A 14,212-nucleotide genomic window follows, 5' to 3' on the forward strand; every position below is an offset into this window, starting at 1 on the left:
TTTAAGAAAATGGCAAAAATCAAACTTTATTATCAACGGTAAACTTTGTGATGAATAAAGGGAAAATGCCAGAATTGGAACATAATCCCACCTTTCAAAATTTATACAAGGTTACAATTGAATTTTTGCAATAATAGTGGAAGATAGAATTGGCTTGGCGTGCCTTAAATGATAAATGCCCGGCAAAAATACATTTATTTTTTGATTTCAAATAGTATCTTTGCAAAAATTAATTAAAACTTAAGAATTAAACGCACAACCATTGTGTAATATTATAAAAAACCGTAAGGAAAATACGCTGAATTTATGTTACAAATAAGCTTTATCAAAGAGAACAAAGAAAGAGTCATCGAAGGTTTAAGAACCCGCAATTATAAAGAAGAAGACCTTAAGATAATAGATGAAGTTCTCGAAATGGACGACCTGCGAAAAGCCTCCAAAACAGACCTGGACAATTCACTGGCAGAAAAAAACAGATTGTCCAAAGAAGTAGGCGATTTGTTCAAACAGGGAAAAAGGGCGGAAGCGGATGCCATCAAAGACGAGGTATCCCTTTTGAAAGATAAAATCAGCGAGCTGGAAAACAGCCTCAGAGAAACCGAAACCAAGCTGGCGGATGCCCTTTACACCCTCCCCAACATCCCGCATCCTTCTGTCCCTAAAGGCAGTACTGAAGAGGACAATGAAGTGTTTCGGGCCTGGGAAGGCAAAATGCCCGATCTTGCCCCCGATGCCATTCCCCATTGGGAACTGGCCAAAAAATACAATATTTTCGACCTGGAATTAGGAACAAAAATCACCGGTGCCGGGTTCCCGGTCTATCGCGGTAAAGGAGCACGGCTGGAGAGAGCCCTCATCAATTTTTTCCTCGATGAAGCCACCGATGCCGGTTATGAAGAAATCATCCCTCCGCTGATGGTCAATGCTGAAAGTGCCCGGGCTACCGGCCAGTTACCTGATAAGGAGGCCCAAATGTATTATGTTGAACGAGATGACTTCTATCTCATCCCCACCGCAGAAGTGCCGGTAACCAACATTTACCGGGATGTCATTGTTGAGGAAAAGGATTTCCCTATGAAGCTTACGGCCTATACTCCCTGTTTCCGCAGAGAAGCAGGATCCTATGGTGCTCACGTTCGCGGGCTGAACAGGGTACACCAGTTTGACAAAGTGGAGATCGTTCAGTTTCAGCATCCTGATAAATCTTACGATACTTTACATGAAATGCTGGCCCATGTCGCAGGGGTACTCGACAAGCTGGGGCTCCCCTACCGTATCCTCAGACTTTGCGGAGGAGATTTGGGTTTTACTTCTGCCCTGACTTTTGATTTCGAGGTTTTCTCCGCCGCCCAGGAAAGATGGCTGGAAGTGAGTTCTGTCTCCAATTTCGAAACCTTCCAAAGCAACCGGTTGAAAATCCGGTTCAGAGACGGAAAAAACACCCGGCTGGCTCATACCCTGAACGGAAGTGCCCTGGCCCTGGCCAGGATCATGGCGGCATTGCTGGAAAACAACCAAACAGCAAACGGAATTGTTATTCCTGAAGTTTTAAGACCCTATACCCGTTTCGATATGCTGGATTAAAAAAAATGTGACCAAAACTTGCATGCTTTGTCCTAACCTCGAAGCGGAACCCGAAGCTGGAAATATTCGTTCACAAAATTTTAATCATGGGAGGATATTTTGGATATATTGTTTTAACGGGAATTTTATCCCTGATCGGAATGGCCGTCGGGAACAGGCTGAAAAGCAAGTTCGCCCACTATTCCAAAATTCCTGTAAAATCAGGAAAAAGCGGTCGGGAGATCGCCGAAACAATGCTGCGGTATTACAATATTAATGATGTGGTAATCACCGAAGGACAGGGCGCGCTGACAGATCATTACAATCCCCTTAAAAAGGTGGTAATGCTGAGCCCGGAAGTCTATCATGGCAGAAGCATTGCCTCGGCAGCTGTAGCCGCTCACGAGTGCGGTCATGCCGTACAACATGCCAATGCTTATGCCTGGTTAAAAATGCGTTCAGCTATTGTACCTGTTGTCAGTTTTGCCGCCAAAGCACAGCAATTTTTGCTGCTTTTTGCCCTGGGAATATTTGGCGTAGGAAATAATCCGACGCTCATTTTAATAACAATTGCTACCTTTGCCATCACGGCACTTTTTAGTTTTATCACTCTGCCGGTGGAATTTGACGCCAGCCGGCGCGCTTTGGCATGGTTGGACAACAGCAACGAAATGGCCGCTGCCGAGCATGAAGGAGCGAAAGATGCTCTTTGGTGGGCTGCAATGACCTATGTTTCTGCAGCACTGTCGGCATTGGTTGTACTGTTGTACTTCATCATGAGGTACAGGGACTAAATTAATTAGATTAAAAAGAGACCGGTTATAAAGGAAAGGACAAATTCCTTTTTTTTGATACACTAAAATTAGCAATGACCTGCCGCAGACCAGTGGTTTATGCCGGCAGGAATATTATAAATAAAAATTACTGATATGGTTAATCATGCGGAAGACATTAAGCAACTGATGATTGAAACAACGGATTCGATGAAACAGGCAATCAAACACCTGGAGCAGGAACTGTTAAATGTAAGAACAGGGAAAGCCAACGCAGGATTGGTGGCAGGGATTATGGTTTCCTATTATGGCAACCCTACTCCTCTGAACCAGGTCGGCAACGTGTCGAATCAGGATGCCCGTACGCTGATCATTCAGCCGTGGGAGAAAAAAATGATCGCCCCCATCGAAAAAGCTATCTTTGAAGCCAATCTCGGGGTGACCCCGCAAAATGACGGGGAAGTCATCCGAATCAGCATCCCTCCTCTGACGGAAGAACGGCGGAAGGACCTGGTCAAACAGGCAAAAACCCTGGGCGAAGATGCAAAAATAAGCATCAGGAGTGCCCGGCAAAAAGCTAAGGATGCCATCAAAAAATCAGTCAAGGACGGTTATCCAGAGGACATGGGCCATGACCGGGAAAATGAAGTACAAAAACTTACGGACGAACACAATAAGCATGTTGACGAAATGTTCGCTGCCAAGGAAATAGATATCATGACCGTTTAGAAAAGTAATGGGGAATTTCATCCCGGTTGAGTGCGGCAAAATCGAGTATTGGAAATTGGTTAAAGTGTTTTTTCTATTGAAAGACGATCCGCTGACTCAAAGGTTGCCGTTACGAAACAGTTACCATTTTTCTTTACCGTCAGAAAAATAATTGATTAATAAATAGAGTAAATCAGGAGGTTACGAGTTTCGGGTTCAGTGTTTATTAACCCTGAACCCGAAACAAATCGGTTATTACAGATTATTGATAATCAGCCAATTAAAATCCCTGAAAAAATTCGGGAACCTGTTTTCGGTATAAATTGCCGGGAAGACTCATGTTTTATCGGCTTATAAAACCCAATATGGCAACACCAAAGACCGTATCCTTTTATACCCTCGGCTGCAAGCTCAACTATGCGGAAACTTCTTCTATTGGCAGAATGTTTGAAGATGCCGGTTATGGGGAGATAGGCTTTCCGGACGGAGCGGATATCTGTGTCATCAATACCTGCTCCGTCACTGAATTTGCCGACAAGAAATGTCGGAAAATCGTGCGTCAGGCTTTGAAAAGCAATCCCCAGTCGCTGATTGTGGTTACCGGGTGTTACGCACAACTCAAACCGGAAGAAATTTCCGGTATTCCCGGCGTGGATCTCGTTTTGGGTGCCGCCGAAAAATTCCGCATCCTCGATTATATCGACGACCTTTCAAAAACCCAGAATAAGGGTATGGTTAGCGCCGGTGAAGTCAGCGCCGCCAAAGATTTTATCAATGCTTTTTCTTTTGGTGACCGCACCCGGTCTTTCCTGAAAATACAAGATGGTTGTGATTACAAATGTACCTTTTGTACCATCCCCAAAGCACGCGGGGCCAGCAGAAGTGATACGGTTGAAAATGTAATTTCCAATGCCCGGAAGATCGCTGCCATGGGGGTCAAAGAAATAGTCCTGACCGGTGTTAATATCGGCGACTTTGGCAATGGCACCGAAGTCATTGAAGGCCTGAAACCCAAAAAAGAAGCATTGTTTATCGATCTCATCAAGGAGCTCGACGAAGTAGAAGGCATAAACCGCTTCCGGATATCTTCCATAGAACCAAACCTTTGTTCCGATGAGGTGATCGAATTCGTAGCGCAGTCAAAACGGTTCGCGCCGCATTTCCACATTCCGCTGCAATCGGGCAACGACAAACAACTAAAAATGATGAAACGGCGTTATCCGCGTGAATTGTACGCACAGCGGGTGGCCCGTATCAGGCAATTGATTCCACATTGTTGCATAGGCGTGGATGTCATTGTTGGTTTCCCGGGGGAAACAAAAGAAGATTTCCTGGAAACCTACCGTTTTATCAATGAGCTCGATGTGGCTTATCTCCATGTATTCACCTATTCTGAACGGCCAAACACGCCTGCCTATGAAATGCAAGATATCGTGCCGATGGAAGAACGCCGCCGCCGGAATAAAATGCTGACCATCCTGAGTGAGAAGAAAAAACGCGCCTTTTACGAAAAACATTTAGGCGAAGACCGGACCGTGCTTTTTGAAATGCATAAAGACAAAAGCCTCATTTCAGGTTTTACCGATAATTATATCAAAATCGAGATGCCTTATGAAGAGGGGCTCGTCAATACACTCGGACAAGTTGACCTGGTCGCGATAAACTCTAATGGTGCGATGGATTGTCAGGTCAAAAGCATGGTTTGAGTTGGATCCGCTCTACAAATCCGGAGGGCGAAAACCCGGAATTTTTTGTTTTAAAAATCATACCTGTAACACATGTACCCTGATTTATCCTACATTTTCCACGACTTATTCGGCACGCCTCTTGATGGAGGGTTGTCCCTGATCAAAACATTTGGTCTGTTGCTCGTGCTCGCTATTCTGACGGCGGCCTACTTTCTCAATAAAGAGTTAAAGCGAAAAGCCAAAGAAGGGTTATTCCGGCCTATGCCGGTAAAAATAACAGAAGGAGCAGCTGCTTCATGGGGAGATATCCTTTCCAATGGAGCCTGGGGACTGGTACTGGGGCTGAAAATCCCCCACGTCATTGACCATTATGCTGAGATGCTGAAAGATCCTTCAGGGGTGTTGCTTAATGCACAAGGCAACTGGCCGGTGGCTATTGTTGGTGCGCTGATTTTTGGCGGATACACTTATTGGCAGGGTCAACGGAAAAAATTGCCCAAACCCACAACCATCATAAAAGACATGTACCCCCACGACCTCATTGGCCCAATCACCATGATTGCCGCCGTTTCTGGAGTCATCGGGGCCAAAATATTTGCCATCATTGAAGATTTGCCGGCTTTCTTTGCCGATCCGGCAGGAATGTTTTTTTCCGGCAGTGGTCTCGCCATTTACGGAGGGCTCATCGGTGGATTCTTAGGCGTTAGCTGGTATCTGAGGAAGAAAAAAATTCCCATTATCCATGTGTTGGATGCGGTGGCTCCTGCGCTGATCATTGCTTACGGAGTAGGTCGATTGGGATGTCACTTTTCCGGCGACGGAGATTGGGGCGTTCCCCACCTGGCGGCTACTCCGGGATGGTGGTTTCTGCCCGACTGGTTATGGTCTTATGATTATCCCAGAAATGTGATCAATGAAGGGGTATTAATGGAAGGCTGTACAAACCGCTATTGCCACCATCTGGCAGAAGCCGTTTATCCAACTGCTTTTTATGAAACCCTGATGGCCCTGGCTATTTTCGGTATTTTATGGTTCCTTAGAAAGCGCACCTCTATTCCGGGCATGTTGTTTTTTATCTACCTTATGTTTAATGGTTTTGAGCGTTTTTGGATTGAAAAGATCCGGGTCAACATCAAATACGATTTTGCAGGAATACAGGTGACCCAGGCGGAAGTTATTGCCGTGGCGTTATTTTTGATCGGGCTGGTCGGGAGCATAATCCTATGGAAGCGTGCACAAAAAAACAAGGCCACTTAACGCAACTCGTTATAGCCAATATTTATACCAACTGAATGCAAAAAGACAATCAAAAAAAAAATCACTCATCCCTGATCCTGCCAGAACCGGCAAAACCAGGGATGAGTTTTTTTTACTCTTCTTCTTCGTCTATATTTCTCTTTTTATATTTCTCTTTTGGCTGAGGTTTTAATTTTTTCCTTCTTACCCCATCCTGGCCTACTTTTTCTTTTGTGCCCGCAGGCTTTTGTTTCGTTTTTTTGTTCTGATTTTTCATCTGTTTAAAAATTAACTTTAGATATCATATTCATCTTCGTAACCGTATTCGTCGGCAATGTCGTCCAACGAAATGTAATGATCATCTTCTTCGTCATCGTCAAAATTCGAAATAAAATCAAATTCATCATCCTGAATCATACTTAAATCTTCATCCTCATATTCAAAGGCCAGATCCTCATCCGTATTTTTGGCTTTCATGCTGTTAGTTAAAGTCGGTTCCACCAAAAGCCGTTGCTTTTCAATCAGCGCCCCAGTCGCTTCGCAAATTCCATAAGTTTTATTACGTATGCGAAGGAGGGCACGTTGCAAATTTTCAATAATTTTCACCTGCCTTTGAGCCAGTTCGGTAAGCAATTCTAGATCACTCATGGCAGAAGAGCTTTCAGACCAGTCATCGCTATCGTCATTGACATTTTCACTTAGATCCATTATCTGCTCCTGGTAATACCCCAATTCACTTTTTGCCTTTTCCATTTTTGAATCGATAAGAATTTTGAATTCTGCCAATTCAGCATCTGAATAACGTTTAATTTTTTCGTCCATTAGTTTAAATGTTTTAATCAACCTAAAAACATGTTGTTTTTAATGCGCAATACCTGATCACATTTACTGAAACAAAAATAATGCCATTGACTTTCTTTTGACTCTCCGGGCAGGATATTTTTCAATCCAATCCATTCCCCCAAGTCACTATTCTGTTTGCTAAAAAGATTCTTTACGAATCAACATCAAGGATGTTTTTTTACGATTTTTAAAAAAGACGGTTAAATTTAGTAAGGTCACCAGTTTTTCAAAAAAAAAATCAAAAAATCATTTCAAAAAAAAAACAATTCATCCTGCTTTGTCCCTGTTGAATGGTGGTCAACCCTGAATCCCCCCTTCCTTTAAGTAATCTATTCCACGGGCGACCTTAAGGACAAATCAGCATAACTGCCCGAAAAGGTGTTGCCCGAACCTTCATTGTGCAATTATTCCGCACTCACAAACGGACGGTGGATTCTCTCCTGAAACCTGAAACTGGCCCAAAGCCGCTGCAATAATTTGCCTCCGTTTATCCATTTGTTCAAAACCCGGGTAGATGTTTTTCAACAGTATGCTATCCCCCTTTTCATCTATCCCTTGCAGGTCGTATCGGACGACCACTGTTGTTCCGACAGGAGCATGGTAATACAACCGCCACATATCTCCTTCCTTCATCCCTATACACCCATTGGAATAAGCTTTACCTAACGTTTCTGGATTTGTAGTGGGATGAATGAGTTGCCCGTAACGATGCCCGTCCAGCTCTGGTTCAATCCAGGGAGTTCGGGGCAGTTTGGTGATTTTTCCGTCATCCCTTTTTGTAGTGTAGTATTTTTTGTTATTGCTCGGATTGATGAAAGTCGGGGAACGATTGACCCTGATCACTTTACCCGTCCCTGTTTTTGTCCTCAAATCCACCTTTCTCCCCGCCATAGCGAGATATTTTTGCTGTACTCTTCCCACACGAACCGGAAAGGTGTACAAAACCCGTGAGTTTTCGATTATTCGGAGTTTAAACTCAGGAATATTTACATCAATAACAATGGACTCCAGCATTTTTTTTAATGAATCCGCCTGAAGCGAGTCGGGGATAAGCAATTTTTCGCCCTTGCGAAGGGCTGGCAGTTTTTGTGAATCTTCATTAAAAATACCTTTACTCATCTGGTAGTAATAATCGGTATGGGCTAAGGTATCGATCAGCCAGGGGTTCGCCAGCGCGACTAAATATTCATTGACAGGGTAATTTAAGGTAGAGTCCAGGTGGGCGGTAAGGGAGTCCATAAATTCAAAATAGGCCCGAATGGGAACATCGTGGGCAACAGGATAAAAAAGGACAACAATATCCTCCTCAGCGATAGCCTCCGGGAGCAGGATTTCATTTTTGGACTCATTTTTCCTCCCGCAGCACATCATCATCAATACCACGAGAGCCCATCCCATCCAGGGTAAGTCCAATCTAAAACCAAAAGACTTAACAGGTATTTTCATATGAACTGTTATAAAGTCAGTACAAACAGAATCATTCGTTTTTTAATCCCCCTTAATATACAAAAAACCGGGGATAATTCCACGGCTTTTAACCTTGATGAAACGTTAAATTATTCAGGAGTGCCCACTAAGTACCGTGTAACAATTTTTTTTTTATTTTTTTAATAAGTCCCCCAACAGAAATTTTTTCGCGCAGATGGAACAAAGTGACATACCGTACCTCTGGTCGGTATTCCGGAGATGGAACACCCTGTACCAATGGTCGGGGCAAAGCGCAGAATAAAAGGATTTTTCCTAAATATTTCAGCGATAATCTGCGAAATCAGCGTGACAAAAAAGTATCGGGACAGAACATTTAAACTATATAAATGAACTTTTGTTACAGTGTACTAAGGAACGGTGAAAAAATAAATTGACATTCCTAATCTTGTAAGTCACTGAACATCAGTACTTTTAAACCTGTTTTCCTGCGTCGGCAGCCAGGTTTTACATTTGCCTAAGGAGATCCATCCCGAGTCCGGGTTTATCCTGCGGGTATAAAATTCCGTTTTTCAGGATCACGCACCCCTCCGCGGGATCATTGATCAGATCGAGATGCCCGTCAAGGTCTGCAAATTCAACATTGATCCTGGAAAGCGCAAAATGCAGCCCTGCCGAAATGCCGAGGGCACTTTCATCCATACAACCTATCATGGCCTCCATTCCTGCAGCCATTGCAACAGAATTGATATGCTTGGCCGGGATAATGCCCCCGACTTTCATCAATTTAATATTCACCATATCTGCCCAATTATTCCTGGCAATTTTAAATGCATCAGGAAGGGTCAGCAGGCTTTCGTCGGCCATAACCGGAAGGTGGGTTTGGTCTGTCACAATGCCCATGGATTCCAGTTCCTTACTCGGCGTGGGTTGTTCCAGGATTTCAATATTACACCGGTGTGATTCACTGACAAAACGAATGGCCTCGTCAATGGAATACCCCTGGTTCGCATCAAAACGCAAAAAGATTCTGTGCCCCAGTTTTTCCCTGATTTTAAACAATCTTTCCACGTCGAGGTCCACATTCATGCCCCCTTTTATTTTCAAAATAAAAAACCCTTCTTTTACAAACTGGACCGCTTTTGCCACGGTTTCCTCAACAGGTAAAATGCCAATGGTGATGCTGGTGGGAATGGAATGACGATACCCTCCCAATAACTGGTACAACGGCAAATCGGCCTTTTTGGCAAGCAAATCATGCAAAGCCATATCCACCATGGCCATTAATGAGGGACTTTCATGACATACTTTCTTCAATTCCACCATAATCCATACCATCTGAAAGGGATTCTGGCCCTTCAGGAAAGGTTCCACTTTTTGGTGGAATTGTGACAATACCCTCTCCGGTGTTTCTCCTGTTACTTCCAGGTCCGGCGCAGCACATCCGAAACCGACTATCCCGGTATTCGTCTCCAGCCTCAAAAAAATATTACTGGTAGCGTCTATCGTCTCATAGGCAATGGTATAGGGTTCGGTAAGCGGCATTTTAACTTCCCATACCTCCAGGTGTTTTATTATGATCATGTCAATATCTCTTTTGGTAAATTTCTTCCTGGTTCAGTTGATCAATCACCAAAAGAGCAGGATAAATAACAACAGGCGAATGAACAGCTTTTTGATTCATTTTTGCGTTTTAAACAGATACATTTTGATTTTTCAAATGCTTTATCACCACTTCAGCCAAACCGTCTGCCCCCTGCAATAATACGTCAAAAGCAGGTAAATTTGTTTTCATTCTAATTTCCTCGCATACCGCGGGCACTTTGTGTTTATGGATATCTTCGTGGTTGACTGTTACCGCTACCACAGGTTTTGCCGACAGCATTTGCACCAACTTAATTTGTTTTGAAAGCGGGTGGAGCGGATAACCGGGAAAACCATCATATTCTTTCCTGGCCGGAGCATGTTGCATGATGACGATATCCGGTCTTCCTGCAGCCAGGATCTCAAATCCACCGGGATAGGCCGGGTTCATCAGGCTGCCCTGTCCCTCGATAACAATCACTTCAGCACCCTCCTTCCAGGCGGAAACGACAGCATGTTCGATCTCTCCGGCGACAAAATCATTGACGAGGCTATCCATCACCAGGCTGTATTTAGCCCCTTGCATCCAGGCAGTTTGGCCGGTGCCTACCATTTCTGCTTTGATGCCCATTTTGCGCAAAGCATGAACCAGGAACCAGGCAGTGGTTCGTTTTCCTACGGCACTGTCCGTACCCAGGATGGCAACTTTCAGGCAGGTTACCTTTTCAATATCCCCGGTAAAAAAGTGCAGATCTTTGCGATGGGGTGGTTTGCGGATATCTGTAATGGTTACCCCTTTTGACTGAGCAAAGGCGACCATTTCAGGATCTTCCGAAAGAAAATCATGCAAACCACATACGATGTTCATCTGTTTGCCAATGGCATCCCATACCACTGACCGGGCCTGCTCCGGCAATCGTCCGCCATCGGGAGCCAGCCCGACCACAAAATATTCAGGACGTAAACCATTTGCCATAGCGTCTGAATAAGCATCTTCCAGGCCGGCATGAACGGGAATACCGGCATGAATTTCATCCAGTACCTCTCCTGCATCTCTCCCTGCGTAATGACTGTCGAGGACAGATAAAACATTGAACCTTTCCGTAAAGCGCACCAGCCCATGGGCCGTTTTACCGTTAGGTGTATTGAAAGCACCCTCGCAATAGACGATGGCATTTCCGTCGAGTACTCTTTTCATATTTTTTTCATTAAAGGTTCGATAAAATGGACAATTATTTTCTACTGGTCAGGATGACGACAAACCGGTCATTCTGGACCAATTCGGGATTCAATGGTTCGGACAGAGCCGCCAGTCCTGCTGTAGCAGCAGGAAGTACATTCAAGCCTTCTTTTTCCTTGAGCATTTTTGCCATAGTCACCATCTTTTTATCGGTAACATCACAGGCCCAGCCTTTGGACTCGCGAATTGCCAATAAAGTGGCTTCACCATCGAAAGAATGCCAGTTGATGAGGGGCTCGTTGACTTCGGTTTCCCTTATTGTGAAAGATTCAAGATCCTCACAGAATGTTTTATTCTTTAAATACGCCTGCACAATCGGGTTCTTTTTAGCGGCAGAACCTGCCACCATCATAGGCATTCTGGAAGTTTTTCCTCTCCGGTAAAGGCTTTGAAAACCACGGTAAATCCCCGTCAGAACCGTTCCGTTGGAAACAGGTACAGCCACCACCCTGGGGGCGTCGCGCAATTCATCGTAAATTTCGTAAGCGATCTCCCCGTAAGCTTTCAGTTGCAGGCTTGTATTATCACTCCCTGGGTTGGCATCATACAATTCGTTTTTAGCGGCATATTCCTGGGAAGCAAAAACAGCATGCTCATAATCTCCGGGAATCCTTATGATCTGTGCCCCCATTTGTTCCATTCCCTCCACCCTGTTGGTATGGTAATTTTCAGGAATAAACACGACGCATCCCAGCCCGGCATATTTTGCGGCCAGCGAACAGGAAGTACCGTAATTGCCACAAGTGGCCAGGACAATTCCCTCATATCCGCGGCGCAAGGCATCCTCTGCCTGAGCAAAAGCGATGCGGTCTTTTTGGGTACCGGTGGGGTTGCCTCCTTCAAATTTGAGAAAAATCTGTCGGATCCCCAGCTCTCGTTCTACATTCCTGGCCCGGATGAGTGGCGTATCCCCCACTTCAGAGTCCGTAATAAATCTGAAAGCTTCCAGCCTTTCTTCGAGGCTATTGCTTTTGTCTCTCAACCGAAGGTATTGCTGATCCAGCTCTTTCTGGATATTAAAATTGCCGTTGACTTGTTCTTCCACCTGATAGTTTAAAGTTTAAATAAAAAATATACTTAAAGACTCAAAAAACTTTCCGGGTCACTTTTTAAATCCATACCTGAAAATTAGCCTTAGGTTGGGTTTGATCGAAACTTGGTTTAGGGCTCCAGTAGTTCCAGTTGAGCGCAGCGAAATTCCGTACCGTTAGGTCGGGAGAGTTCCAGTTGAGCGCATACTTGGCTTTAGGTGTTTTCAGAGTGATTTCATCTTTTTCAAGAAGTCAAAATGGAGTTTTTTTACGCGTGAAAATATGGTATCTTTGAAGCATAAAGCATCAGACCGGTAAATAGATCCGGTTGAACCAGACGGGAGGCACAAAGTCCCGTTTCAATGCCAGTTTCATGGAAGATAATTTTTCATCGGTTTTTGAATTCGGAGACGCTGTAATAAAAAGCCTGCCTTACGGGATAATGATCATTGACATTGAGGGCAGTATAATGAATTGCAATGAGCTGGCCCTGAAAAACCTGGGCCTCAACCCCACGACTTCTGAAGCGATCCACAGGAATGTATTTGAGTACCTTGATGAGTTCCCTGTCTTTAAAAAAGTACTTGAAAACCGGCTGATCAAAGATCAAAAAGCATTTGACCTACGGTCGATTTTTTTTCATGAAAAACATCTTCGCATCCAGGGGAACGGCCTCCCCAACGGTATGGTGCTCACCATCGAGGATGTCACCCAAAGGAAAAAACAGGCCCGGATCAATCTGAATGCGGTACTTGAAGGACAGGAAAATGAAAGGAGACGCCTTGCAAGAGAGATCCACGACGGGGTGGGCCCGGTGATGTCGATCATAAAACTCCATCTGGATGCCGTAAAATCTGAGTTAAAAGAAGTCCCCGAACCGGTCATGAAAAAGATCAACTCCATGAGCGAGCTCATCCATGAAGTTTCAGAAAGCATTCGCGACATTTCCCATGACCTTATGCCCAGTGCCCTGACGGACTTCGGCTTAGTGGCTGCTTTGGAAAATCTTTGCCGGAAAGCCAATGAAAGCGAAAAAATCCATGTTCGTTTTTACCATTCAGGCATGAAAAACCAACCCGACAGCCAGATCGCCCTTTCGATCTTTCGCATTACCCAGGAATTACTCAACAATGCCTTTAAATACTCCGACGCTCAAACCATAACCATCCAGCTGATCAGGCATCCGGAAAGCATTATCCTGATGGTGGAGGACGACGGCACAGGCTTTGACAAATCAGAATTGAACCTACTCCTGGAGAAAGGAATCGGGATCAGAAATATTCAAACCCGAACCGCAGCAGTCGGTGGCCTGTTTAACCTCGATACCCAAAAAGGAAGAGGGGTGCTGGCCACCCTGGAAATTCCGTTAAAAAACTAAAATCATGATTACCATTCTCATCGCCGATGACCACAAAGTATTCAGAGAAGGCATCATCTCCATTCTCAATGAAGTGGAAGATATTACGATCATCGCGGAAGCAGGCGACGGCAGAGAGGTCATGGAGCGCCTGAAAGAAGTCCGGCCACAGATTATCCTTATGGACATTTCCATGGGCGATACCAGTGGCATCGAAACTACCCGACAGGTCAGGGAAGCTTATCCCGAAATTAAAGTACTGGTGCTTTCCATGCACTCAGAGAGTGCTTACATCGTCAAAATGCTGCAGATTGGCGCCTCCGGGTACCTGCTCAAAGATACAGGAAAAGAAGAAATGATCCGCGCCATACGCACCGTGGCCGAAGGGGACACCTATTACAGTCAAAAAGTATCCTCCGCCATTGTGGAACATCTCTCTGCTCCGGGCAAAGCCAAAAAAGAAAAAGGCGGCATCCCGCTGACCAAAAGGGAGGTGGAAATCCTTCGACTGATCGCCGAAGAATACTCCAATCCTGAGATTGCCGAAAAACTTTTCATCAGCATCCGTACCGTGGATACACACCGCAGGAATTTGCTGGAAAAACTGGGCATTAAAAACACGGCAGGATTGGTAAAATACGCCATAAAACACGGCATTGCGGAATGACCCCACTAAGAGAATTACCTATAAATACGAGAAATACCGCTTTTGAAAAAATACGCTTTTTAACGCTAACACTGTTCAATATTCCCTACTACATTTG

General features: G+C 44.6%; 13 protein-coding genes. 7 read left to right on the plus strand and 6 right to left on the minus strand.

The window, feature by feature from the left end:
* The first annotated feature begins 306 nt into the window (after positions 1–306).
* From serS to H6571_23805, 5 genes are all read left to right on the plus strand, one after another.
* Entirely contained in the window at positions 307–1,584 is a 1,278-nt protein-coding gene (gene serS / locus H6571_23785; protein ID MCB9326770.1) for a serine--tRNA ligase, read from the plus strand.
* An 86-nt stretch (positions 1,585–1,670) separates the two neighbouring features.
* Complete coding sequence (locus H6571_23790; protein ID MCB9326771.1) at positions 1,671–2,357, plus strand: zinc metallopeptidase; 687 nt, start codon at positions 1,671–1,673, stop codon at positions 2,355–2,357.
* Positions 2,358–2,492: 135 nt separating this feature from the next.
* Positions 2,493–3,065, plus strand: coding sequence for a ribosome recycling factor (gene frr, locus H6571_23795; GenBank protein MCB9326772.1), 573 nt, complete (start codon positions 2,493–2,495; stop codon positions 3,063–3,065).
* A gap of 344 nt (positions 3,066–3,409) precedes the next feature.
* Complete coding sequence (gene mtaB, locus H6571_23800; GenBank protein MCB9326773.1) at positions 3,410–4,750, plus strand: tRNA (N(6)-L-threonylcarbamoyladenosine(37)-C(2))-methylthiotransferase MtaB; 1,341 nt, start codon at positions 3,410–3,412, stop codon at positions 4,748–4,750.
* Between the two features lie 72 nt (positions 4,751–4,822).
* Positions 4,823–5,989, plus strand: a complete 1,167-nt coding sequence (locus tag H6571_23805) for a prolipoprotein diacylglyceryl transferase (GenBank protein MCB9326774.1) — start codon at positions 4,823–4,825, stop codon at positions 5,987–5,989.
* Between the two features lie 112 nt (positions 5,990–6,101).
* Here the strand turns inward: H6571_23805 and H6571_23810 are convergent, their stop codons facing one another.
* From H6571_23810 to H6571_23835, 6 genes are all read right to left on the minus strand, one after another.
* Positions 6,102–6,245 (minus strand): hypothetical protein, encoded by a 144-nt coding sequence (locus H6571_23810; GenBank protein MCB9326775.1) that lies wholly within the window; start codon positions 6,243–6,245, stop codon positions 6,102–6,104.
* A gap of 17 nt (positions 6,246–6,262) precedes the next feature.
* Positions 6,263–6,790: a hypothetical protein gene (locus H6571_23815; protein MCB9326776.1), complete on the minus strand. Its 528-nt coding sequence runs from the start codon at positions 6,788–6,790 to the stop codon at positions 6,263–6,265.
* Positions 6,791–7,204: 414 nt separating this feature from the next.
* A complete protein-coding gene (locus H6571_23820; protein MCB9326777.1) occupies positions 7,205–8,257 on the minus strand; it encodes a L,D-transpeptidase in 1,053 nt (350 codons plus the stop codon).
* A 486-nt stretch (positions 8,258–8,743) separates the two neighbouring features.
* Complete coding sequence (locus H6571_23825) at positions 8,744–9,820, minus strand: dipeptide epimerase (protein MCB9326778.1); 1,077 nt, start codon at positions 9,818–9,820, stop codon at positions 8,744–8,746.
* A gap of 109 nt (positions 9,821–9,929) precedes the next feature.
* Positions 9,930–11,018: a DUF1611 domain-containing protein gene (locus H6571_23830; GenBank protein MCB9326779.1), complete on the minus strand. Its 1,089-nt coding sequence runs from the start codon at positions 11,016–11,018 to the stop codon at positions 9,930–9,932.
* A 34-nt stretch (positions 11,019–11,052) separates the two neighbouring features.
* Complete coding sequence (locus H6571_23835) at positions 11,053–12,105, minus strand: pyridoxal-phosphate dependent enzyme (protein MCB9326780.1); 1,053 nt, start codon at positions 12,103–12,105, stop codon at positions 11,053–11,055.
* A gap of 359 nt (positions 12,106–12,464) precedes the next feature.
* On the opposite strand from H6571_23835, the gene H6571_23840 reads away from it, so the two are divergent.
* A complete protein-coding gene (locus H6571_23840) occupies positions 12,465–13,469 on the plus strand; it encodes a PAS domain-containing protein (protein MCB9326781.1) in 1,005 nt (334 codons plus the stop codon).
* A gap of 4 nt (positions 13,470–13,473) precedes the next feature.
* Positions 13,474–14,115, plus strand: coding sequence for a response regulator transcription factor (locus H6571_23845; protein MCB9326782.1), 642 nt, complete (start codon positions 13,474–13,476; stop codon positions 14,113–14,115).
* Positions 14,116–14,212 lie beyond the last annotated feature (97 nt).

It is taken from the genome of Lewinellaceae bacterium, from assembly GCA_020636105.1.
Classification (GTDB): domain Bacteria; phylum Bacteroidota; class Bacteroidia; order Chitinophagales; family Saprospiraceae; genus BCD1.

Coding starts and splice junctions, on each gene's coding strand:
- serS (MCB9326770.1), top strand. CDS start 307: ATGTTACAAATAAGCTTTATCAAAGAGAACAAAGAAAGAGTCATCGAA.
- H6571_23790 (MCB9326771.1), top strand. CDS start 1,671: ATGGGAGGATATTTTGGATATATTGTTTTAACGGGAATTTTATCCCTG.
- frr (MCB9326772.1), top strand. CDS start 2,493: ATGGTTAATCATGCGGAAGACATTAAGCAACTGATGATTGAAACAACG.
- mtaB (MCB9326773.1), top strand. CDS start 3,410: ATGGCAACACCAAAGACCGTATCCTTTTATACCCTCGGCTGCAAGCTC.
- H6571_23805 (MCB9326774.1), top strand. CDS start 4,823: ATGTACCCTGATTTATCCTACATTTTCCACGACTTATTCGGCACGCCT.
- H6571_23810 (MCB9326775.1), bottom strand. CDS start 6,245: ATGAAAAATCAGAACAAAAAAACGAAACAAAAGCCTGCGGGCACAAAA.
- H6571_23815 (MCB9326776.1), bottom strand. CDS start 6,790: ATGGACGAAAAAATTAAACGTTATTCAGATGCTGAATTGGCAGAATTC.
- H6571_23820 (MCB9326777.1), bottom strand. CDS start 8,257: ATGAAAATACCTGTTAAGTCTTTTGGTTTTAGATTGGACTTACCCTGG.
- H6571_23825 (MCB9326778.1), bottom strand. CDS start 9,820: ATGATCATAATAAAACACCTGGAGGTATGGGAAGTTAAAATGCCGCTT.
- H6571_23830 (MCB9326779.1), bottom strand. CDS start 11,018: ATGAAAAGAGTACTCGACGGAAATGCCATCGTCTATTGCGAGGGTGCT.
- H6571_23840 (MCB9326781.1), top strand. CDS start 12,465: ATGGAAGATAATTTTTCATCGGTTTTTGAATTCGGAGACGCTGTAATA.
- H6571_23845 (MCB9326782.1), top strand. CDS start 13,474: ATGATTACCATTCTCATCGCCGATGACCACAAAGTATTCAGAGAAGGC.